The sequence below is a fragment of the Herbiconiux sp. FW305-C-125 genome (genome assembly GCF_058783455.1).
The window spans coordinates 144,085-165,850 of record NZ_JBYSYO010000006.1 but is presented as its reverse complement, the minus strand read 5'-3'; the positions used below and the strand labels follow the sequence as shown (position 1 = coordinate 165,850).

Here is a 21,766-nt window from a genome sequence, read left to right as displayed (position 1 = left end):
CTCTCCACTGTGACGGGGGCCGGCTACTCCGCCGGCCCGATTGACCTCGATCGTATAGATGCGTGACGGTCGACGCAACCCGCGTTGCTTAAATCGCAATGGATGCGAGAGATGGCAAGAAATAAGCATTCCGACGGCATCAAAAATTTAGCAACTCGGGTAGATACGAGTTGACAAGACCGATCGTGGGATGGCATAACGGTTCTTGCGGCTCCCGACCACTCGGACCGCGACCCGGAACCGAGTCCCACACGAGCAAGGGAGCTTGTACGCACATGAAGAACACCCGAACCGCGCTGGCCGTGACCGCCGTCGCTGCGACGGCGGGCCTGCTGCTCGCCGGCTGCAGCACGTCATCCGCCGACTCCGCGACGCCGACCCCATCGGGCCCGGTGGAGATCACCTGGTGGTCGAACCTCGGCGGCATGGACCTCGTCGCCGATGCCTACAACAAATCGCAGTCCGACATCATCGTGAACTTCGAGCAGGTCCCCGCCCCCGAGGCGGGCGGCCTGGAGAAGCTCACCAACGCCCTCAAGGCCGGCAACGCGCCGTGCGCGGCGACCGTGGCGACGAGCGACCTGACCAGCCTGGCCACCCAGGGCGCCTTCCTCCAGCTCGATGACATCGCGGGCGACGTGCTCGACAGCTTCCCCGAGACGGCACAGGACACGGTGCGCGTCGGCGACACGCGCTGGGCCTTCCCGCAGTCGGTCGGCGCGATGACCTACTTCTACCGCCAGGATGTGTTCGACGCGGCAGGCGTCAGCGTTCCGAAGACGTGGGAGGAGTTCCGCGACGTGGCACAGAAGGTCCAGGCCGCCAGCCCCGGCACCTACATCGGCAGCTTCGTCAACCAGGACGTGCGTTTCATCACCGGTCTGGTGGCACAGGCGGGTGCCGAGTGGTTCTCGACCGAGGGCGGCGAGTGGTCGGTCGACATGACCGACCCGGCCAGCATGAAGGTCGCCGATTACTGGCAGGGCCTCATCGACGACGACCTGGTGAACGTGGTGGCAGCCGGCTCCGCCGACTGGAACAACGACGTCACCTCCGGCAAGCTGGTGGGCTTCCTCGGCGGACCGTTCAACGCGGCCGGGATGCCGGCTCTCGCCCCCGACCAGGCCGGCGACTGGCGCGTGGCCGTCATGCCGGGCTGGGGTGACGGCGTGACGGGCGGCTTCGGCGGCACCGGCATCGCGATCACGAAGGACTGCGACCAGCCCGAGGCGACGGCCGAGTTCGCGACCTGGCTCACGACCGATCCCGCGGCCACCGAAGCCCGGGCCTCGACCGGCAGCTCCTACCCGGCATTCCCGGCGCAGAGCGCCGTCTCGGCCAAGACGTTCCTCACCCCGGACAACCTCGCGTACTTCGGCGGCCAGGACATCTACGAGGTGTTCGACGCCGGGGCGGCCGAGCAGGCGCCGTTCGTCTGGGGTCCGACCATGCCCGGCACCACCGCCGCGATCATCGAGGGGTACTCGACCATCACCAACGGGGGCACCCTCGGCGAGGTCTTCGAGAACGCCCAGAAGCAGACGATCACCCAGATGAAAGACGCCGGACTGCTCGAGTGAGAAGAAAGAACAGGCTGCGGCTCGGCGAGGGCCGGGCCGCAGCCATCCTCATCGTTCCGTTCGGAATCCTCTTCGTGGTGGGCATCCTGCTCCCACTGGGCTACGGCCTCACGATGAGCTTCTTCACCGAGAAGCGCAGCGGCCTGGGCGTCGGCACACCCGAGACGATCTTCGTCTGGTTCGCCAACTACGCGAAGGTGCTCTCGGACCCGGTGTTCCTGCAGAGCTTCGGCACCCTGCTGCTGTACTGCGCGATCTACATCCCGATCATCATCCTGGTGCCGCTCGCCCTGGCCCTGTTCGTCGACGGGGCGTACAAGTGGGCGCGCAAGACCATCCCGCTGCTGGTGTTCATCCCGCACGCGGTGCCCGGTCTCGTGGCGGCCATCATCTGGGCCTACCTCTACACGCCGGCCATCAGCCCGGTGCTGAAAGCGCTCGGCGATGCCGGTGACATCCTCAGCCCGTTCACGAACTCCTCGGTGCTCGTGCCGTCGCTGGTCAACATCGCCGCGTGGGAGTGGATCGGCTACAACCTCATCATCTACTTCACTGCCCTGCAGGCCCTCGACCAGTCCACCCTCGAGGCCGCCCGGGTCGACGGCGCCGGTCAGGTGCGCATCGCGTGGTCGGTCAAGATCCCGCAGGTCACCTCCACCACCTTCGTCGTCGCCTTGTTCGCCGTGATCGGTGCACTGCAGTTGTTCACCGAGCCGACCCTGCTGCGCTCGAACGACCCCACCATCTCCAGCACCCTGACACCCGCGATGTACGCCTATCTGGTGACCTTCACCCGTAACGACTACGGCGCCGGGGTGGCCGCATCCATCCTCATCGCGGTGCTCGCGGCGGTCATCTCCTACAGCCTGAATGCTTTCGGCCGGAAGAAGGGATTCGCGTGAGCGCCGCCACCCGCACCGCCCGCAGCCGCCCCACCCGGGTCGGCCCCTCGCGGGTGCTCGCGCACGCCGTGCTGATCGCCGCCGCCGTGTACACGCTGTTCCCCCTGGTGTGGCTGTTCACCGCGGTCACGAAGACCACCGGCGATCTCTACACCACGAGCATGTTCGAGTGGAACGGGTTCCGGCTGTTCGACAACCTCGGCGCCCTGTTCTCCGAGTCGAACGGCATCTACCTGCACTGGTACCTCAACAGCGTGCTCTACGCCGGGTTCGGTGCCCTGATCGGCGCGTTCCTCAGTGTCTGCGCGGGTTACGCGTTCGAGAAGTACAGCTTCGCCGGCAAGGAGCGGCTGTTCGGCGTCGTGCTGCTCGGCGTGCTCATCCCCACCTCCGCGCTGGCGCTCCCCTTGTATCTGCTGGCCTCGGCGACCGGAGTGGTCAACACCTTCTGGGCCGTGCTCATCCCGTCGATCTGCAACCCGTTCGGCGTGTACCTGGCCCGCATCTTCGCGCGGGGATACATCCCCGACGAGGTGCTCGAGGCCGCCCGGGTCGACGGCGCAGGCGAGCTCACGACCTTCTTCGGCATCTCCTGGCGCCTGATGCTGCCGGGCTTCGCCACCATCTTCCTGTTCCAGTTCATCGGTATCTGGAACAACTTCTTCCTGCCCCTCGTCATGCTCTCGAACCAGGACCTGTTCCCCGTGAGCCTCGGTCTCTACAACTGGAACAGCCAGGTGGCGCTGGAGCCGCAGTTCTACACGCTCGTGATGGTGGGCGCCTTCGTGGCGATCGTGCCGCTCATCATCGTGTTCATCCTCACGCAGCGGTTCTGGCGGGCCGGTCTCACGGCGGGCAGTCTCAAGTGAGGGTGGGCGTGATCGGCGCCGGCGGCCACAGCCGCGCGGCCCATCTGCCGGCGCTCGCCGAGCTGCGGGACGAGTTCGCTCTGGAACTCGTGGGAGTGGCCGACCCGCGACATCCGGCGGCCGACGACGCGGCGCGGGAGTTCGGCTTCGAGCGCGGGTACGCGTCGGCCGAGTCCCTGCTCGCGGAGCGGCTGGATGCCTGCCTGGTGCTCACGCCCACGCCGACCGTTCCCGAGCTGGCGCGGCTGGTGGTCGGGCACGGAGTGCCCTGCTTGGTGGAGAAGCCGTTCGCGGCGTCGAGCGCCGAGGGCGAGTCGCTCGTGGCCGAGTTGTCGGCAGCGGCACCCCTGGTGATGGTGAGCGCCAACCGCCGCTTCGATCCCGCCTTCACCGGCGGTCTCGACTGGCTCGGCGGCATCGTGCCGACGGCCGCCATCGGCGTGATGGCGCGCAGCGCTCGTTCGGAGCCCGACTTCGTCTACAACACGGGCGTGCACCTCGTCGACGCCTTCGGCGCCGCGGCGGGTTCGCCGCTGACGCTCGCCGCGCGTCGTTCCCGCGACGTCGCGGGGGCGCTCTGGGCGGACGCACTCGTGACCGCGGAGAGCGGATGCTCGGGCTCGCTCGCGTTCGCCCCGACCGCCGGTGCGCAGGTCGAGGAGCTGCGACTGCTGGCGGCCGAGCGTTCGGTGCACATCCGCTTCGGCGCGACGGGCGACGCCGGGTACACGGCGTGGGAGCACGGGCAGGTGGTGAGCGAGACGTCCACGGCGGGCCTCGCGGCCTGGGAGCGTGAGGGAACCCTCGCCGAGACCGCGGCCTTCCTCGCCGCCGTGCGTAGCGGCGCACCGAGCCCGGTGCCGCTCGCGACCTACCTGCATTCGATGCGCCTCGCCGAGCAGCTCAACGGGCCGCTCGCCGGCGCGGTATCGCGCGACTAGGAGTCGCTCGCCGGTCCGGCAGCACGCCACTAGGAGCCGCTCGCCGGCCCGGCAGCGCGCCCTGAGGGCTGCTGCCGGGCCCTGCCGGTGGCCGCTCGGTCACGAGCCCACCTGCAGCACCGCGATCGAGTTCGCCTCGAGCGGCACCGTCACCGTGCCAGCGGAGGGTGCGTAGCTCGCGTTCGCCTTCGCATCCTGCAACTCGTCGGTGCTCGCGAAGCTCGCGTTCTGGGCGGTGCCGCCGGCGTTCACGGCGATCACGAAGTAGGCGCCGGTGGAGTCGGTGACCGTGATCACGCGCACCCCCGCCGGTGCGCCTGCCACGACGACGTCGTCGTAGCTGAGCCCCGGATCCGCGGCACCGCGCGGGAACAGCACCATGAGCGACCGCACCGAACCCGAGTCGACGGTGAGCGGCAGCTTGATCGACTGCTGGGTGTTGATGAGGGTCGACCCCGTCGCATCCGTGTACCGCGTGCCGCCGAGGCCCGAGGTGCCGAAGTCGGCGGCGCTGAGCGAGACACCGGGGTCGAGGTAGCGGATGTCGAGATCGACTCCCTCGTAGCCGTGCACGGTGGCGAGTGGTCCGCTGTAGTCGATCGGCTCGGGGGTGAGGGCGTTCAGCCACGACGCCGCGCCCACGTACTGGGGGAGCACACCGCGCAGGTCGTCCCACACCACGTACGCCTCGAACGGCTCCTTCACCATGAAGATGTGGCGGCGCGCCGCTGTCGTCGCATCCGGGTCGGCGTAGCTCGGCACCGCTGTGTCGCCGCCGACGTAGTCGAGGCCGGCCGAGAAGAACGACGGGAGCACGCTCGAATTCCACGGACCCTTGTACTTGATGCTCTGCAACCCGGTGTCGGTGTACAGCGAGATGCGGTTCTGGGCCGAGGTGCGGCGGTACCACTGCACGAGCGACTGGCCGTAATCGACCACCCCGCTGTCCAGGAGCAGCGGGACCCCGTCGGCCCAGAGCGAGAAGCCCGTCGCGCCGTAGTGACCGTGGATGTGGTAATCGCCGGCCGTGAAGAGGAGGTAGTCCTCGTCGGGCTGGCCGACGTCGTTGCGGATGATCTGGTAGAAGAAGTCGGTGCTGGTGGAGCTCAGCGTGGGCTGCACCGCAGTGACGGCGGGATCGACCAGGGCGAACGAGGCGAGCGCGTTGCCGGGGGTCGCCTCCGGGGTCCAGAGTCGGCCGCCACGATCCCAGGTCCAGGCCAGCTCGCCGGCCAGAGCGGGATCGGACTCCTGGTACTGCGACGCGGCCCAGGCGAGGTCGGCGAACCAGGTGGGCTCCCAGTTCGCGTCGTCGACCCCCGGCGTGAGCGCGACATCGTGCACGCGACGGTCGGGGTCGACCGGGTCGGGGTAGTAGCCCACCGGGTCGAGCGGGGTCTGCACCGTGACGAACCAGGAGAAGAGCTTCTTCAGCTTGTCCTTCTCGGCCACCAGCGGGTCGCTCGCGTCGTAGTCGAAGAAGTCGGCTGCCGGATCACCCGGATGCGAGTTCTTCGCGGCCACGAGCACGGGCAGCAGGGTGCGCATGATCCCGCCCTGGTAGCGCGACGACTCGGGCCACGCGCCGTCGTCGGTGACGACGTTGGCGAGCATCCACTCGATCCCTCCCATCCCGGACTCGTACCACGCCGGAGCGTCGGTGTTCTCGGGAAAGACCATGGCGAGCATCGCGAGCGCGCCGTGGGCGTCGAGGGTGATGTTGTTCTTCACCTGCGCGGCCTCGAGGGTGTCGTAGTAGCGCGTGTTCTGGAACTGCGAACCGATCCAGCCGAACAGGTAGCGGAGCTCGGCGTCTTCGGCGGCCGAGATCACCGGGGTGCCGCCGTCGGTCGCGGTTGCGATGGCGTCGTAAACCTGGGCGAGGTAGTCGGTGGTGCGGGTGACCGAGTAGAACGCGGCCAGCGAGCGTGGGTCGTTCCCCTGCATCTGCCGCACGGTCCACAGGTGGATCTCGCGGAGTTGGTAGAGCAGCCGCAGCGACGCCTTGCGTGCGTACTGCGGGTCGCCGAGCCCGGTCCACAGCGCGGACTCGCCGGTCGTGGCGGTGCCCATCCCGAAGTTGGTGCGCGTGGGGAAGCTGATGCTCTCGCCCGGGCTCGACGTGTCGGTGCGGATCGCCGTGCCCGCCGCGTCGTAGTACGTCACCGCGAGCTGCACGGTGACGCCGGGGTCGTCGACACGCACCTCGGCTTGATAGAGGTACTGCTGGCCGGCGGTCGCGGCGATCCGGGCGCCGCTCTGCATGGCCAGGGACGTGACCGTGCCGAGCGAGTCGGTGTCGATCCGCGCCGAGGCCGCTCCGTTCCCGGCACGCACGACGGGCGAGAGCGCGACGGCGCCCGACCCGGACGTGGTGACGAGAGTCCAGGAGTCGGGAGTGCCGGTGCCGTTCTCGAACCCCGCGTTGGTCAGCGCGACCGGCATGGTGCGGCCCTGATCGAGGATGCGGTCGATGCGCACGTCGTCGACGTAGGCCGTGCCGTGGCCGCTGACCTGGATGCCGACTCCGATGGTGGCGGTCGCGGCCGGTGTCGTGGTCGGGTTCGTGCCGTCCCCGACGCCCCGGAGCACCGTCGACCACGGGTCGACCGACCAGGCGAGGTCGTCGAGTTGGCTCTCGCTCCAGGCGTCGGACTGATTCTTCAGCACCGTGAGGAAGGCCTCGCCCTCACCGCCGTCGGCGGCTTTCGCCTGGAGCGCCGGTACGTCGGCGCTCGTGAAGAGGGTCGACGGATGTTCAGCGATCGGCCCCACGAGGTCGAGGTCGTCGAACCACGCCGTGCCGCTGCCCGTCAGACGCACATCGAGGCGTACCGTCGCGGCACCGGCCGGCGCGGCGGAACGGAGGCTGCTGATGCGCGTCCAGCCGTTGGTGCCGGCGATGGTGGCGAGGTCGACCTGGGAGAGCACCGTTCCGTCGGGGCGCTTGAAGATGGCGACGAGGGCGGCCTTGTTCGCCACCGCGTTCGTCTTCACCCAGGTGGCGTAGTCGTAGAGTCGACCCGGCTCGACCGGTACGTCCTGCCCGATCCAGCCCGTCTGGTCGTCGCTGGAGTCGCCCTGCGACCGCGCCGATCTCCAACCCGAGTGCGACACCGTGGCATCCACCGCGCTGGTGCCGTTGCCGGCCCAGGTGTAGGCGGCCCGTCCCTGCACGCCGTAGGCGAGACCCACCGTGTACTCGTTGCTCGCGTTGACGGCCCGGTTCTCGGATGGCTGTGAGATCCAGAGCGAATCGGCCCAGGCTGTGCCGGAGGCTGTCAGCACGAGATCGACCCGCATGCTCACCGCATCGCCGGGCGCCCAGGCATCGACGGAGACGGCCGTCCAGTCGCTCGTGCCGACCACGGGTTCGGAGGGATACTGCACCAGAGTTGCCCCGCCGGCGTCGAAGAACTCCACCAGCAGGTAACCGCCGTACACCGCCGAACTGGTCTTCACGAGTGCGCCTGCCCGATAGAAGTCTCCGACCCGCACCGGGATGGCACCGCTCGCCCAGCCCGCCGTGTACCCATCGTCCGTCACCGCCACCTTGAGCGACCGGGAGCCCTCACTGTGCTGCGCCGTGTCCCAGGAGACCACCGCCTTGCCGCCGTCCTTGTTCGCGAACGCGGGGTCGCGGGCCCACGAGGCCTGCGCCCAGCTGAGCTGATCGACGTAGACCTCGCCGACGCCGTAGAGCTTCACGGTGAAGCGCACCTTCGTCGAGCCGGTCGCCGGCGTGAAACTCAGACGCACCATCGTCCAGCCGCTCGTGGCCTGATCGATCACAGGTGCGGCGACCTCCTTCGAGGTGGTCAGCGCGCTGTCGCGGAGGAGGGCCGACACCTGCACACGTGCGCCGCCGCTCGTGGCGGAGCCGAGCGATGCCACGTTCACGAAGACGCTCATCGTGTAGGTCTGACCGGGCGTGACGTCGTAATAGGTGCCGTTGTTCATGTTCACCCAGCCCGCCTCGGTCGCAGGGTCGGCCGAGCTGATCTTCGCGCCGTTCGAGCCGGCGTAGTGGGTGACGGCGCCGGCGGTGAGCGTGCTGGTGCCCGCCCACTTCGCTGCCCACCAGCCGGAGGCCGCCGGGCTCGACTCGAAGCCGGGGTTGAGCAACGACTGCGCCGTCGCCGTCTCGCCGGCGATCGCCCAGTTCGCCGGCCCACCCGCCGAATCGGCGACCTCGGCGCTGGGGTTGCTCAGTCGGTTGTACTGCCCGGGCTCCTCCACGGTCACCCAGTCGAAGCCTGCCGAACCGCTCCCGGTGAGTCGCACCGAGACGGCCGCGGTGAGCGCCTCGGCCGGCACCGAGGAGACCATCGAGATCGGGGTCCAGTCGGCGGTGCCGAGCAGCACGTCGTCGGACTCCTGCTCGCCCACCACCCCGGATGCGTCGCGGTAGACCACTCGGAGCACCGCCGAGCCGTCGACGTCGGTAGTGCGGCCCACGGCCGAGATCTGCAGCACGCCGGTGGCGTCGACCGGGAGGGCGGCCGCCGTCCACTCGCCGGACGAGGTGCCGGTGCCGTTGGTGATGGTGACCGAGCGCGACCCCTCGGCGCTCGTCGTCGCATCCGACGCCCCCGTCGAGCTCCCGGCGAGAGTCGTGAACGACCACGACGCCGGGGAGCCGCCACTCAGCGTCTCGAACCCGGGGTTCTTCAGCAGGCTGAGGTCGACGGTCGGTTCCGGGCTCGCCGAAGCGGCCACGGCCGTGCCGACGACAAGGCCGCTCGCAACGACAGCGGCGCTGAGGGTCAGGCCGACGAGCCGGCGGATGCGGGCCCGCAGATGGCCGTGCTGATCGGTCGTGGCGTGGTCGCGAGTGTGAGCCATGGCATCCTCCGTTGGTGTGCTCTGCCATGGAGAGTAGCGGCGGGCACGACTTGAGCGCAAGGATTTGTCTACCCGGGTTGCATCTCACGTTGACCGTAATATGCGGCCTATAGAGATTTTGAGCAACCCATGTTGACTCCACCCGAGGTATTCGTGACATGCTGGATGGATGGTCGCATCCGATCCCGCGCATTCTGCACTCGACCCCGGAGCTCTCGCGCCCACCGACCGGGAACACCTCGAACGGGCGGTCGCGCTGGCGCGGGCCGCACGGGATCGCGGGGACCACCCGTTCGGTGCCGTGCTCGTCACCGCGGCGGGCGTCGTCGTCGAGGCGATGAACACCGTGAACACGGGGCACGACCCCATCGGGCACGCCGAGACTAATCTCGTGCGCGACGCCGGGCAGCAGCTGCAGCTCGACGAGCTGGCCGGCAGCACGCTCTACACCAGCACCGAGCCGTGCGCGATGTGCACCGGCGCGATCTACTGGGCGGGCATCCCGCGCATCGTCTTCGCGCTCTCGGAGGGCGGCCTCCGCGAGATCGTCGGTGCTCAGGACGGGGTGCCGACGCTCGCCCTGCCCTCTCGGGAAGTGCTCGCCCGCGGCGGCCGCGCGGTCGAGGTCGTCGGCCCCGTCGACCTTCCTGCGGCCACTGAGGTGCAGCGCGGCTTCTGGCGCTGAGCCGGGCGTCGCCGCGAGTCAGCGCGGCGGCGTGGTCTCGGGCAGTTTCGGCACGATGATCGGCGTGGTGGCGAGCGATGCCAAGGCATCCCGGAAGAGGATTCGGTAGTCCTTCGTGTGATCGCCCTTCCACTGGTCGTCGACCCGGTAGAAGATGTCGAGCGCGATGCCGACCGTGATCTGCACGCTGTGGTCGGTGGGCGCGAGACCCATCCGCTCGGCGAGCGCGGCCTCGAAGTCGGCGCGGCTGCTGAGGAAGTAGTCCCACAATCGCGCCCGCGGCACCGCCGACACGTCGATGATGCGCCGGATCTCCGTGATGCGCCTGGCCGGGTCGGCGAAGTCGTCCGCCATGGCCAGCAGTGCCGCCCCGAGCGCGACGGGGAGGGGTTCGTCGGCCGGGCGCGCGCGGAGGTAACGGCCGTAATCGAGCACCTGAGCGAGGGGCTCGAGGATGAGGAGCTCCTTGCTCGGGAAGTACCGGTAGAGCGTGGACGTGCCGATCTCGGCGGCCTCGGCGATCTGCTCCATCGTCGTCTCGTCGTAGCCGCGCTCGATGAATGCGGTGACGGCCACCTCGGCGATCTGGCGCCGCGTGCGCTCCGCTTTCATCTCCCGCAGTCCCATGCCGTCAGTGTATCGACAGAAGACGGTCTTGACATCCTTATGGCAGCGATCCCAAAATGAAAGTCACTTCCACTTTGGAGTCACTTTCACCCGCACGAAGGAGTGCCATGACCCAGCCCGACATCGCCGTCGAGGATCTGAGCGACAAGCCCGCCACGCCGCTACCCCGCCTCATCGCGGCGATGTTCTCATCGAACGTCGGCGCCCTCATCGCCCTGCTCACCCCGCTGCAGCTGCTGCTCACCCTGCAGACCACCCGCATCGCGGGTGCCGACGCCGCAGCCGCCTTCGGCTTCATCACCGGTGTGGGCGCCCTGTTCGCCCTGGTGGCGAATCCGCTCGCCGGCCGCATCAGCGACCGCACAGCGGCGCGATTCGGCCGCCGGCGCACCTGGATCCTGACCGGCGCACTCGGCGGCTCGCTGGCGGTGTTCGCCTTCGCGTTCACCACCGAGATCTGGCAGGTCGCCCTCATCTGGTGCCTCACCCAGACCCTCTTCAACTTCCAGCAGGCCGCGACCAGCGCGCTGCTCGCCGACCAGGTGCCGAAGTTCCGCCGAGGCACGGTCTCCGGCTTCGTCGGGCTGGCCGCCGCCGTCGGCCCGCTCGCGGGAATCGCCGCGGTCAGCGCCCTGAAAGACCCGCTGGCGCAGTGGGCGACCGTCGCCGTCATCGCGGCGGTGCTCGGTGTTCTCGCCGTCATCCTCCTCCGCGACCCTCAGCATCGACCGGCGCCGGGCCAGGAAAGCCTCAACCTCAAGCAGCTGGCCCTGTCGTTCTGGTTGAACCCGCGCAAGCACCCCGCATTCGGCTGGGCCTGGCTCGTGCGCTTCCTCCTCACCTGCGCGTACGCGAGCGGCACCTACAACGCCTTCTTCCTGATGGACCGCTTCGGCATCGCGCCCGAAGACGTAGGCGCCACGGTGCTGCTGCTCTCGCTCATCTCGGTGGGGCTGCTCGCGGTGACCAGCATCGTCGCCGGCCCGATCTCCGACCGCATCCGCCGCCAGAAGCCCTTCGTCATCGTCGCCGGCATCCTCGGCGCCGGCGCGCTCGTGCTGCAGGGCTTCGCGCCCACCGTGGAGGTCGTGTACCTCGCGGTCGCCGTGCTCGGCATCGGCACGGGTCTCTTCTTCTCCATCGACAGCGCCCTCTGCGTTCGCATGCTGCCGAGCGCCGAGAACGCCGGCAAGGACTTCGCCATCATCAACATGGCCAACACCCTGCCGCAGTCGTTCGTGCCGTTCATCGCGCCGCTGCTGCTCGGCATCGGTGGCTTCAGCGCTCTCTACGTCACGCTCGCCGTGCTCGGCATCGTCGGTGCGTTCCTCGTGCTCCGGCTGCCCGAGCTCGGGCGCGAGGGCGACCCGCGCTGGGCCCAGATCACCCGCGAGGCCCCGGTGCCCGCTCCCGCCACCGTCTGATCCCCAACCCCTCAGGAGAAAGCAACCATGACCATCCTCTCCATGTCCTCGTACAGCGTGCGGGAACACCTCGGCCCCGTCGAGTTCAGCTTCACCGACCCCGCGGGCGAGACCCACACCTTCTCGTTCCCGTACGAGAGCCTCACCAGCCTCGCCGAGTTCCCGGCGCGGGCGAAGGCCGAGTTCGGGGTGACGGCCATCGAGACGGTGGCGTTCCAGTTCCGCGGCGGCCTGACCGACCCGGAACTGGACGCCTTCGCCGACGGCCTCCGCACATCCGGCGTGCGTCTGCTCAACGTCGCGATCGACACCGGCGACCTGCTCGAGGCCGACGACACCAAGCGCGCCGCCGACATCGCCGAGCTGAAGCGCTGGATCGAGCGGTTCAGCGCGATGGGCGCGCAATTCGTGCGCGTGAACCCCGGCTCCCCGTTCAGCCCGCACCAGGGCGGCGAACCGCCGGCGCACCTCGTCGCGGCGCTGGTGGAGCTCGGCGACTACGCCGCCTCCCAGGGCAGCCGCCTGCTGGTCGAGAACCACGGCGGTCCGAGCAGCGACCCGGCCTGGATGCTCGGTCTCCTCGACGCCGTCGGCTCCGAGCACCTCGGCCTGCTGCTCGACCTCGGCAATTTCGACGCCCTCATGCAACCGGTGATGGCCCTGGTGTTCCAGGCCCCGGGGGGTGAACCGATCGACCCCGTCGCGCTGCTCGAGAACGTCGACCTCGCGTCGGTGTACGCCGGCATCGAGGCGCTCGCACCCCGCGCCGAGCTCGTGCACGTGAAGGCGCACGACGTCGACGACGCCGGGGTGGTACGCGCCATCGACCTCGACCGGGCCATCGGCATCCTGCGCGCCCATGGCTACGACGGCCCGCTCACCGTGGAGTACGAGGGCACCGGCGGAGACCCGTGGGCCAAGAGTGCTCGCGTGCTCGAGGTGGCCCGCCAGGCCTCGGAGGTGCGGGCATGAGCGCGCCCCGCCACTCGTCTGAGAACGGCTTCGACCGGGAGCGCGAGGTCGACGTGCTGATCGTCGGCAGCGGCCCTGCCGGCTCGATGTACGCCCGCACCATCGGCGAGCAGCGACCGGATGCGCGCATCCTCATGGTCGAGGCCGGCCCCCTGCTTCCCGGCGTGCGTGGCGACCACACCCAGAACATGACCGAGGAGCAGCGTGCCGCCGTGCAGCTGCTCACCCAAGGGCCGGAGGCCGGGGTGGAGCGCGCTGCCGCGCTGCTCGACATCGCCGAAGGGCTCGACCCGAGCCTGGAGTTCCGGCAGACCATCCTGCCCGGGCTGCACTTCGTCGACCCGCGGCCGGCGCTGCGCGAGGGTGAGGTGGGGCTGCCCGCCGCGAGCATGGCGACGGGCGTCGGGGGCATGGGCGTCCACTGGGGCACATCGACGCCCCGGCCCCACCAGTCCGAGCGCATCCCGTTCATCCCCGCGGCCGAGCTGGATGCTGCGCTCGACCACGCCGAGCAGGTGCTGGGGGTGACGAAGCAGACGCCGCCCGGCACCGGCCTCGCCGCCCGGTTCTACGCGGCAATGGCCGACGAGTTCGACGGGCCTGGACTCACCCCGGTCGGTTTCATGCCGAGCGCGACCCACTGGGAGGGCGACCGGCTCCTCTTCACCGGCACCGGCACCATCCTCGGCGAGATCGAGCAGACGGTGCCCGGGTTCGAGCTGCGGCCCGAGACGCTCGCCCGGCGCGTGCTGGTGGAGGACGGCGTCGCCACCGGTGTCGAACTCGAAGACCGCCGCACCGGCGAGTGCTACATCGTCCGTGCCGCGCGCGTCGTGGTCTGCGCCGACGGGCTGCGCACCCCGCAGCTGCTGTTCGCGAGCGGCATCCGGCCGGCTGCCCTCGGCCACCACCTCAACGAGCACTTCCAGATGGCGTCGTTCGTCTACCTCTCCGACGACTTCGACCCGGCGGCGTTCGACCGCGACCCGAAAGCGCTCGGCTACGTGCTGATCCCGTTCTCGGATGCGCGGCCGATGCAGGGCGGCGTCATCGCCCTGGCGGGCTCACCGTACGCGCTCGCGCTCGGCGACGACCCCAGCACCTCGCGCCTCGGCATCCTGGCCTGGTACGCGGCGAAGGACGTGCGGTACGAGGACGCGGTGGAGTTCAGCGAGACCGAGACCGACTTCTACGGCCTGCCGCGGATGTCGATCCGCTACTCCCGCACCGAGCGCGACCTCGAGACGATCGCGGCGATGCAGCAGAACTCCGTCCGCGCGGCCGAACGGATCGGCACGCTGACCGAGGAGCCGACCCTCGCAGCGGGCGGCTCGTCGCTGCACTACCAGGGCACCGTGCGGATGGGCGCCGTCGACGACGGCGACTCCGTCTGCGACGAGCGGCTGCGGGTGTGGGGCGTCGAGAACCTCTTCGTCGGGGGCAACGGGGTCATTCCCACGGCCACCGCCGCGAATCCGACGCTCACCACGGTTGCGCTGGCCTGGCGCGCGGCGACGGCGCTCGCGGAGTCGCTGCCCGCGCGCACCGTCGACGACGCGACCCACGAGGCGGCAGCCGCCGCTCCGGTCGCGCGGTAGCGCTCAGGCGCCGAGGAGCGCCGCGCCCGCGCGGGCGAGCACCTCGGCACGGGTGCCCTCGATGCTCACGAGGGCACCCGACTCGTCGGGCGCCAGGCTCTCGAGCGTGGCGAGCTGCGAGTCGAGCAGCGACGCGGGCATGAAGTGGCCGGGGCGCGCGGTCATGCGCTCCCAGAGCAGCTCGCGCGGCCCGGTCAGCTCGAGGAACACGGCGCCCGGCGCGGTGGCGCGGATGCGGTCGCGGTAGCTGCGCTTCAACGCGGAGCAGGCGACCACGATGCCGCCCGGCGCCGACGCGAGGGTGGCGGCGACGGCATCGAGCCAGGGCCAGCGGTCGGCGTCGGTGAGCGGCGTGCCGGCAGCCATCTTGGCGACATTGGCCTCCGGATGCAGGTCGTCGGCATCCACGAACGCCCACCCGTGCTCCGCGGCCAGCGCCGAGCCCACTGAGGACTTGCCGGAGCCCGAGACCCCCATCACCACGATCCGCGCCGGTCCTGAAGTCACCGTTCGAGCTTAGGGGAGGGCACCCGTGCCGACGGGGCGGCCACCGCGTCGCGCACCTGCTTCCAGCTCGACCCGGCATCCATGTGCTCGACGCCGATCAGGTGGTCGAAGACGATGTTCGTCTGGGTCGACGCCACAGCGTTGTCCATGCTGAGTTCGGTGGCCACGAAGTCGCGCAGCTGGCCGGTGGAGGTGCAGGCCACGTGGATCAGGAAGTCGTCGGCGCCACCCAAGAAGAACACGTCGAGCACGTTCGGCAGCGTGATGACTCGCTGCGCATAGGTCTTGATCTCAGCTCGCGCCTGCGCCTTGAGCCGCACGGCCACGATCGCTTCGATCGGCAGGCCGAGCGATGCCCAGTCGGGCTGGGCGTGGAACGAGCGCAGCACCCCGTTCTGCACGAGGGCCCGCACTCGCACGAGACACGTCGAGGGTGCGATGCCGACCCGCTCGGCCAGCTCCTTGTTCGGCAGCCTCGCCTCGCGGCAGAGCTCCCACACGATGCGCTCGTCGATTTCGTCGATGCTCGTCACGCGATTTCTCCTCCGAATCAAAGCAGTCATGAGGCGCACTTCACCGAATTCTATTCGGCTTTGGTGACAGACAAGGGAATCACGTTGATAATTTTCGGCAGACGACGAAGGAGACTGCCGTGATCATCGGTGTTCCGAAAGAGACCAAGAACAACGAGTTCCGCGTGGCGATGACGCCCTCGGGTGTGTTCGAACTGGTGAAGCACGGCCATGAGGTGCTGGTGCAGCAGGGCGCCGGCCTCGGCGCGGCGATCAGCGACGCGGAGTACGAGGCGGCAGGCGCATCCGTCGTCGACCTCGACACCGTGTGGGGCGCCGAGATGATCGTGAAGGTGAAGGAGCCGATCGCCCCCGAATACGGGCGGATGCGCGAGGGGCAGCTCATCTTCACCTACCTGCACCTCGCCGCCGCCGAACCCCTCGTGGCCGCGCTGCTCGAATCGAAGGCCACCGCGCTCGCCTACGAGACGGTGCAGCTGGCCGATGGCAGCCTGCCGCTGCTCGCCCCGATGAGCGAGGTGGCGGGCCGGCTCTCGGTCATGGTCGGCAGCTACCACCTGATGGGTTCCCAGGGCGGCCGTGGCGTGCTGCTCGGCGGCGTGCCCGGGGTGCGGCCGGCCAAGGTGACCGTGATCGGCGGTGGCATGGCGGGCGAGAACGCCGTCCAGCAGGCCGTCGCCGCGGGGGCGGACGTGACGGTGCTCGACCTCAGCATCCCGCGGCTGCGGCATCTCGACGAGGTGTACGCGGGGCGGGTGAAGACCGTCGTCTCGAACGCCTACGAGGTCGAGCGCAGCGTGCTCGAGGCCGACCTCGTGATCGGGGCCGTACTGGTGCCCGGGGCGAAGGCGCCCAAGCTCGTCTCGCACGACCTGGTGAGCCGGATGAAGCCGGGCTCGGTGCTCGTCGACATCGCGATCGACCAGGGCGGCTGCTTCGAGGACTCCCACGCCACCACCCACGACGACCCGACCTACCGCGTCGAGAACTCCATCTTCTACTGCGTCGCGAACATGCCCGGTGCCGTCGCGGCCACCTCCACCGCCGCGCTCACCAACGCGACGCTGCCCTACGTGGTCCAGCTCGCCGACCGCGGCTGGCGCGACGCGGTGCTCCGCAACGCCGCGCTGGCGCCCGCGGTGTCGGCGGTGGACGGGCACCTCACCCACGCCCCGACCGCCGACGCTTTCCCGCACTTCGGCTACACGCCGCTGGCCGAGCTGGTGGAGCTGCCCGCCTGACGTCGCGTCGGATGCACGTGCCCGTGCCCGTGCCCGTGCCCGTGTGACCGAAAGTTACCGGCGAAATACGGCCGTAACGCGGCCGGGCGATACTGGATGGGCAACGTAAGCCGTTGCAGGCCCACCGGGCCACAAGATCTCGGTGGAGTGTGAGTGATGTCGCGTCTGCGCATCCTCGGTCCTGTCAATCGGTCTGAAGTGAGAACACATGACTATCGCCGTCACGGTCGTCGTCGGAAACCCGAAGCCCAAATCCCGCACCCGTCAGGTGGCGGAGACGCTCGTCGAGAAGCTGCTGCAGCCCGGGTCGTACGAGCTCGAGGTGATCGACCTCGCCGATCACACCGCCGAGATCTTCGCCTGGCCCTCGGAGGAGATGGCGGCGCTGAACGCGCGGGTCGCCGCGAGCGACCTCGCGGTGTTCGCGTCGCCGACCTACAAGGCGAGCTACACGGGACTGCTCAAGGCGTTCCTCGACCGCTACCCCGCCAACGGCCTCAGCGGCGTGACCGCGATCCCGGTGCACACCGGAGGCGACCTCACCCACGCGATGGGCCCGACCGTGAACCTCGCGCCGCTGCTCGTCGAGCTCGGCGCGGTGGTGCCGGGGCGCGGGTTCTACTTCGTGGCCGGGCAGATGGACCACCTCGACGAGATCGTGTCGGCCGCAGCCGCGGAATACGCCGCGAACCTCGCTCGCCTCGCTGTGGTGGCGGGGGTGACCCGATGACCATCGCGCACGAGACCGCGCCCGCCATCGACCCGCGGGCCTTCCGGGATGCGCTCGGGCACTATGCCTCCGGCATCACCATCATCGGCGGCATCGAGGGCGGCGAGCCGGTCGGCTTCACCTGCCAGTCGTTCTACTCGGTCTCGACCGAGCCGCCGCTGGTGTCGTTCAGCGTGATGACGAATTCGACGACCTATCCGCGCATCCGGGACACCGGACGGTTCTCGGTGAACGTGCTCTCGCACCACCAGCACGCCGTCTCGAACCAGTTCGCGCGCAAGGGCACCGACAAGTGGGCGGGCATCTCGTGGCAGCCGACCGCCGCCGGCGACCCCGTGATCGCCGACACGCTGATGTGGCTCGACTGCGAGATCTGGGACGAGCACGAGGCGGGCGACCACCTCATCGTGATCGGGCGCGTGGTGGAGATGAGCCCGCCCGAATGGCACAAGCACGAGCCGCTGCTCTACTTCAAGGGCCGTTACCGGCACCTCCGCGACGCCTGACCCCCCTCCTCGCGACCCGTCATTTTTGGCCCTTCCCGCGCGGTTTTAGGGCCAAAAATGACGGGTCGCGAGGAGGTCAGTCGAGGAGGGCGCGGATGTCGTCGGCGGTGAGCGCCTGCGAGAAGAGGGCGTCGTCGTCGAGCACCGCGTCGAACAGCCGCGCCTTGTGCTCCTTGAGCGCCATCACCTTCTCTTCGATGGTGTCCGTGGCCACCAGCCGGTAGACGTTCACCGGATGCGTCTGCCCGATGCGGTGGGTGCGGTCGATCGCCTGCGACTCGCTCGCCGGGTTCCACCACGGGTCGAGGAGGTACACGTAGTCGGCCTCGGTGAGCGTCAGCCCGAAGCCGCCGGCCTTGAGGCTGATGAGGAACACGGGGGCATCGCCCGCGCGGAAGCGCGCGATGACGTCGGGGCGGTTGCGCGTGGAACCGTCGAGGTACTCGTGGGCGATGCCCTCCTCAGCCAGCCGCGCCGCCACCTTCGCGAGGTAGGAGGTGAACTGGCTGAAGACCAGTGTGCGGTGCCCCTCGGCTACCACCTCGCCGAGGTGCTCGATCAGCACGTCGAGCTTCGACGAGGGAACGGATGCGTGCGCCTCGTCGATCAGTGTGGCGTCGAGGCTCAAGAGCCGCAGCAGGGTGAGCGAGCGGAACACGATGAAACGGTTGCGGTCGAGGTCGTCGATGAGGCCGAAGAGCTTCTTGCGCTCCCGCTGCAGCACCGTGTCGTAGAGGTGCCGGTGGGCGGGGGCGAGCTCGACGTGCAGTACCTGCTCCTGCTTCTCGGGCAGCTCCGGCGCCACCGCCTCCTTCGTGCGCCGCAGCAGGAACGGGCGGATGCGCCGGCGCAGCAGTGCGAGCATCCGCGGGTCGATGCCGCGCTCGATGGGTCGCTGGAACTTCTCGGCGAAGCGCGTCGCGCTCGGGAAGAGCCCGGGCGCCACCAGATCGAACAGCGCCCACAGCTCCATCAGGTCGTTCTCGAGCGGGGTGCCGGTGATGGCGAGGGTGAAGTCGACGTCGAGCTCACGCGCGCGGGCGTGCAGCTTCGAGGCGTGGTTCTTGACGAACTGGGCTTCGTCGAGCACGAGGCCCGCCCAGGTCTGCGACTGGTAGGCGGGGAAGTCGAGGCGGAAGAGGGTGTAGCTCGTGACCACCACGTCGGCGCCGGCGGCGCGCTCGGCCAGGGCGGTCGCACTCTTCGCCTCGGTGGCGGTGACGGTGCGCACCACGAGTCCGGGGGCGAAACGCGCGGCCTCCTCGGCCCAATTCGCGACCACCGAGGTGGGGGCCACGACGAGGAAGGGGGAACGGGCATCCGTCCCCCGCGCGTGCGCGATGAGCGCGAGGGTCTGCAGGGTCTTGCCGAGGCCCATGTCGTCGGCGAGCACGCCGCCGAGGCGGTGCCGCCAGAGCAGGGCGAGCCAGTCGAATCCGCTCTTCTGGTAGGGGCGGAGTTCGGCCACGACGGTGTCGGGAACCGGCGTGGGCTCGACCGCCTCGAGATCGCGGAGCTCGGCGGCCGCTTGCCGCCAGCGTTCGGCCTCGGGTGACTCGTCGGCGAGATCTTCGAAGGCGGCCAGCACGGGCAGCTGGTGCTTGCTGACGCGCGGGCCGGTCTCCCACTCGTCGAGCGCATCCGTCTCGTCGAGGAGCTCGCGCAGCCGGTCGAAGGCGGGGTGGTCGAGGCGCAGGTAGGTCTTGTCGACCATGAGCAGCGTCTTCTGGCCCTTGGCGAGCGCCTTGAACAGGGGACCGAACGGGATGCGGTAGCCGTTCAGGTTCACCACGAAACCGAGGTCGAACCAGTCGCGCTTCAGCGTCTCGACGGCGGTGACGGTGACCTCCGGATGCCCGTCGAGCTCCCGGTAGGCCGGCCGCGGCCCGATGACGTCGACCCGCACGCCGTCGCGCGCTTCGAGCATCGGAATGGCCCGCTCGGCGAAGGCGGCGGCCGCCACGCCCCGCAGCACGAGCGAGGGGGTCAGCGGATCGATCGTGGGCGGGAAGCGCACGAGCACGGCGTCGAGCTCGATGGCGGTCTCGGCGAGGATGCGCTGCTCGGCCTCAGGGTCGCGGTGGCCGGCCCAGTCCCAGTCGAGCTGCAGCACGTCGCCCGGGCGGAAGCGCGCCGTGAGCACGAGCACCGGCGGCGGCACCTCGGGCAGCTCGAGCGAGCCGTCGGGGCTCTCCATCGTGACGCCGCGCCGCAGCGCGGGGTAGTACTCGTCGAAGAACTGTGCCGTCTCGGCGGCCGGGATGCGCAGCGTCGGCTGGCCGAGCAGCCGCCGCTCGCCGGGCGTGAGCGGTGTCGCCGTCGGCGCGAGCACGATCTCGGGTCGCTTGCCGAGGGCGTAGCCGTAGACGCCGTGGTCGCCGACGGCGCCGGTGTCGGTGGCGGGCCAGTCCAGTGCCGGCTGGTCGGCCGTGCTGTGGAACGCGACCGCAGGAGTGAGGTGGAGCGATCCCCCCGGTCGCTGACGCGCATCCAGCAGCACGGATGCGCGCTGCAGCACCCGCACCGAGCCGCCCTTCGCCGAGGTGAGCAGTTCGATGCCGCGTCGCTGCCCCTCGTCGAGCAGCTGCCAGAGCAGGGGGCTCGCGAAGTCGTCGAGGGTGAGCCAGTCGCTCTCGGGCGGGGCGAGCCCCTCACGGGTGGCGCGGTGCAGGGCGGCGAACTGGGCGAACCAGCGGGCGTGGTCGGGGTCGAGGTTCAGCCGGTTGAGCTGATGGGCGAAGCTGCCCCAGGTGACGTTCGCCTTCACGTACGCGCCGGATGCCGAGCGGATGACCGGCCGCACGCCGAGCCGCCGGGGCGCGCGGGTGGCGGGGTCGGCCTCGGCGTCGGTGGCGGTCGTGGCGGTGGGGCCGCGCCAGCGGTCGTGGGTGCGCGGGGTGACTTCGCGCACCTCGAACTGGAGGCCCATCGGGGTGGGCGGTGTGGCGGCGCTGTCGGGGCTGCGCTCGGTGTCGAGGTCGCTCGCGAGAGCGCCGACGATCGACTGCCAGCTGCGCCCGTGCGGGGTGGGCGTGGCGGCGTTCACCGCTCTATCGTCGCATCACCCGCCGACACCCGTTGCCCTGGTCGCCGCGCCCGACTTGGAGCACGATTGGGCGCGTGCTAGGCTCTGTTGTTCGTGCGGGAAATACTTCCGCACTTGCGCCCTTAGCTCAGCTGGATAGAGCGTCTGACTACGGATCAGAAGGCCAGGGGTTCGAATCCCTTAGGGCGCACCAGAAGTACGAAGCAAGTGTAGTCGGAAGTGTATTCAGACCGTCTGGTCGAGTACCTTCCGATTATTTTTTGCCCCGGCGCACGAGCCCCGATGTCGGTGGCCGTGGCTACCGTCAGGGCATGGCTGGTGTGCTTTCGATTCAGTGCCCGTTCTGCGACGGGAAAATCATCCCTCTGTTCGACGAAACCGAGGACAACCCGAACGGTCTCTGGCTATGCGAGACCTGCGCGGTGAACTCGAAGAAGGTCGTAGCCTGCGACGCGGGCATACCGCGGCTCACGATCGTGGACTGAGTGCCTACTCGTCGCGGCGGAGCAGCGCCCGGTCGCGGTGATTCAGGCGCCGCTCGAGGCGCGCGCGCAGCCGGTACACGAGATGCGGGTGCGCGGCGACGGCGGCTGGCTCGTCGAGCAGGTGCGTGAGTCGCTGCTGATACCGCGCGGCCGTCCACCCGAACTCAACGCGGATCGCCATCTCGCGGCCGCGTGGCTGGTCTATCCAGCGTTCCTCGAACGCGAGGATGGCGAGGTCCTGATCCGTGAGCATGGGTCGATGGTCGCAGCACCCA

At 69.6% G+C, this 21,766-nt stretch carries 18 protein-coding genes and 1 tRNA gene; 13 read left to right on the top strand and 6 right to left on the bottom strand.

Annotated features, from left to right (window positions below; translation table 11 throughout):
• Positions 1 to 275 precede the first annotated feature (275 nt).
• Genes AC3WLB_RS16040 through AC3WLB_RS16025 form a run of 4 tightly spaced genes read left to right on the top strand, consistent with a single transcriptional unit; the run spans position 276 to position 4,292 of the window.
• Positions 276 to 1,580: an ABC transporter substrate-binding protein gene (locus AC3WLB_RS16040; protein WP_492507644.1), complete on the top strand. Its 1,305-nt coding sequence runs from the start codon at positions 276 to 278 to the stop codon at positions 1,578 to 1,580.
• On the top strand, positions 1,577 to 2,482 hold the full coding sequence (locus AC3WLB_RS16035; RefSeq protein WP_022898726.1) for an ABC transporter permease subunit: 906 nt from the start codon (positions 1,577 to 1,579) through the stop codon (positions 2,480 to 2,482). Before AC3WLB_RS16040 ends, AC3WLB_RS16035 begins: the two co-directional genes overlap by 4 nt.
• Positions 2,479 to 3,351: a carbohydrate ABC transporter permease gene (locus AC3WLB_RS16030; RefSeq protein WP_492507641.1), complete on the top strand. Its 873-nt coding sequence runs from the start codon at positions 2,479 to 2,481 to the stop codon at positions 3,349 to 3,351. Before AC3WLB_RS16035 ends, AC3WLB_RS16030 begins: the two co-directional genes overlap by 4 nt.
• Positions 3,352 to 3,359: 8 nt before the next feature.
• Complete coding sequence (locus AC3WLB_RS16025) at positions 3,360 to 4,292, top strand: Gfo/Idh/MocA family protein (protein WP_492507639.1); 933 nt, start codon at positions 3,360 to 3,362, stop codon at positions 4,290 to 4,292.
• Positions 4,293 to 4,391: 99 nt separating this feature from the next.
• Here the strand turns inward: AC3WLB_RS16025 and AC3WLB_RS16020 are convergent, their stop codons facing one another.
• Positions 4,392 to 9,137, bottom strand: coding sequence for a heparinase II/III domain-containing protein (locus tag AC3WLB_RS16020; RefSeq protein WP_492507637.1), 4,746 nt, complete (start codon positions 9,135 to 9,137; stop codon positions 4,392 to 4,394).
• A 169-nt stretch (positions 9,138 to 9,306) separates the two neighbouring features.
• On the opposite strand from AC3WLB_RS16020, the gene AC3WLB_RS16015 reads away from it, so the two are divergent.
• Positions 9,307 to 9,822, top strand: coding sequence for a nucleoside deaminase (locus AC3WLB_RS16015; protein WP_492507635.1), 516 nt, complete (start codon positions 9,307 to 9,309; stop codon positions 9,820 to 9,822).
• A gap of 18 nt (positions 9,823 to 9,840) precedes the next feature.
• Here the strand turns inward: AC3WLB_RS16015 and AC3WLB_RS16010 are convergent, their stop codons facing one another.
• A complete protein-coding gene (locus tag AC3WLB_RS16010; protein WP_492507633.1) occupies positions 9,841 to 10,449 on the bottom strand; it encodes a TetR/AcrR family transcriptional regulator in 609 nt (202 codons plus the stop codon).
• A gap of 107 nt (positions 10,450 to 10,556) precedes the next feature.
• On the opposite strand from AC3WLB_RS16010, the gene AC3WLB_RS16005 reads away from it, so the two are divergent.
• Genes AC3WLB_RS16005 through AC3WLB_RS15995 form a run of 3 tightly spaced genes read left to right on the top strand, consistent with a single transcriptional unit; the run spans position 10,557 to position 14,443 of the window.
• Complete coding sequence (locus AC3WLB_RS16005) at positions 10,557 to 11,873, top strand: MFS transporter (protein ID WP_492507631.1); 1,317 nt, start codon at positions 10,557 to 10,559, stop codon at positions 11,871 to 11,873.
• A gap of 27 nt (positions 11,874 to 11,900) precedes the next feature.
• The gene (locus AC3WLB_RS16000) at positions 11,901 to 12,845 is read left to right on the top strand and encodes a sugar phosphate isomerase/epimerase family protein (RefSeq protein ID WP_492507629.1); all 945 of its coding nucleotides are present in this window, start codon (positions 11,901 to 11,903) and stop codon (positions 12,843 to 12,845) included.
• Positions 12,842 to 14,443, top strand: a complete 1,602-nt coding sequence (locus tag AC3WLB_RS15995) for a GMC oxidoreductase (protein WP_492507627.1) — start codon at positions 12,842 to 12,844, stop codon at positions 14,441 to 14,443. The genes AC3WLB_RS16000 and AC3WLB_RS15995 overlap by 4 nt, the downstream gene beginning before the upstream one ends.
• Positions 14,444 to 14,446: 3 nt before the next feature.
• On the opposite strand, the gene AC3WLB_RS15990 is transcribed toward AC3WLB_RS15995, so the two are convergent.
• Positions 14,447 to 14,950 carry a gluconokinase gene (locus tag AC3WLB_RS15990; RefSeq protein ID WP_492507625.1) on the bottom strand — a complete coding sequence of 168 codons (504 nt, stop codon included), beginning with the start codon at positions 14,948 to 14,950 and terminating at the stop codon, positions 14,447 to 14,449.
• Entirely contained in the window at positions 14,947 to 15,483 is a 537-nt protein-coding gene (locus tag AC3WLB_RS15985) for a winged helix-turn-helix transcriptional regulator (protein WP_022897230.1), read from the bottom strand. The genes AC3WLB_RS15990 and AC3WLB_RS15985 overlap by 4 nt, the downstream gene beginning before the upstream one ends.
• Positions 15,484 to 15,602: 119 nt before the next feature.
• Between AC3WLB_RS15985 and ald the strand changes: the two genes are divergently transcribed.
• From ald to AC3WLB_RS15970, 3 genes are all read left to right on the top strand, one after another.
• Positions 15,603 to 16,724: an alanine dehydrogenase gene (gene ald / locus AC3WLB_RS15980; protein ID WP_492507622.1), complete on the top strand. Its 1,122-nt coding sequence runs from the start codon at positions 15,603 to 15,605 to the stop codon at positions 16,722 to 16,724.
• A 208-nt stretch (positions 16,725 to 16,932) separates the two neighbouring features.
• The gene (locus AC3WLB_RS15975) at positions 16,933 to 17,454 is read left to right on the top strand and encodes an NAD(P)H-dependent oxidoreductase (protein ID WP_022897228.1); all 522 of its coding nucleotides are present in this window, start codon (positions 16,933 to 16,935) and stop codon (positions 17,452 to 17,454) included.
• Positions 17,451 to 17,960 (top strand): flavin reductase family protein, encoded by a 510-nt coding sequence (locus tag AC3WLB_RS15970; protein WP_492507620.1) that lies wholly within the window; start codon positions 17,451 to 17,453, stop codon positions 17,958 to 17,960. The genes AC3WLB_RS15975 and AC3WLB_RS15970 overlap by 4 nt, the downstream gene beginning before the upstream one ends.
• Positions 17,961 to 18,036: 76 nt before the next feature.
• On the opposite strand, the gene AC3WLB_RS15965 is transcribed toward AC3WLB_RS15970, so the two are convergent.
• On the bottom strand, positions 18,037 to 21,006 hold the full coding sequence (locus AC3WLB_RS15965; RefSeq protein ID WP_492507618.1) for a DEAD/DEAH box helicase: 2,970 nt from the start codon (positions 21,004 to 21,006) through the stop codon (positions 18,037 to 18,039).
• Positions 21,007 to 21,122: 116 nt separating this feature from the next.
• On the opposite strand from AC3WLB_RS15965, the gene AC3WLB_RS15960 reads away from it, so the two are divergent.
• Together AC3WLB_RS15960 and AC3WLB_RS15955 are read left to right on the top strand one after the other, a co-directional pair.
• Positions 21,123 to 21,199 (top strand) — tRNA-Arg (locus AC3WLB_RS15960).
• Positions 21,200 to 21,317: 118 nt separating this feature from the next.
• Positions 21,318 to 21,491, top strand: a complete 174-nt coding sequence (locus AC3WLB_RS15955; RefSeq protein WP_492507616.1) for a hypothetical protein — start codon at positions 21,318 to 21,320, stop codon at positions 21,489 to 21,491.
• A 4-nt stretch (positions 21,492 to 21,495) separates the two neighbouring features.
• Here AC3WLB_RS15955 and AC3WLB_RS15950 read toward each other — a convergent pair whose 3' ends face one another.
• A complete protein-coding gene (locus tag AC3WLB_RS15950) occupies positions 21,496 to 21,744 on the bottom strand; it encodes a DUF3263 domain-containing protein (RefSeq protein WP_492507614.1) in 249 nt (82 codons plus the stop codon).
• Positions 21,745 to 21,766 lie beyond the last annotated feature (22 nt).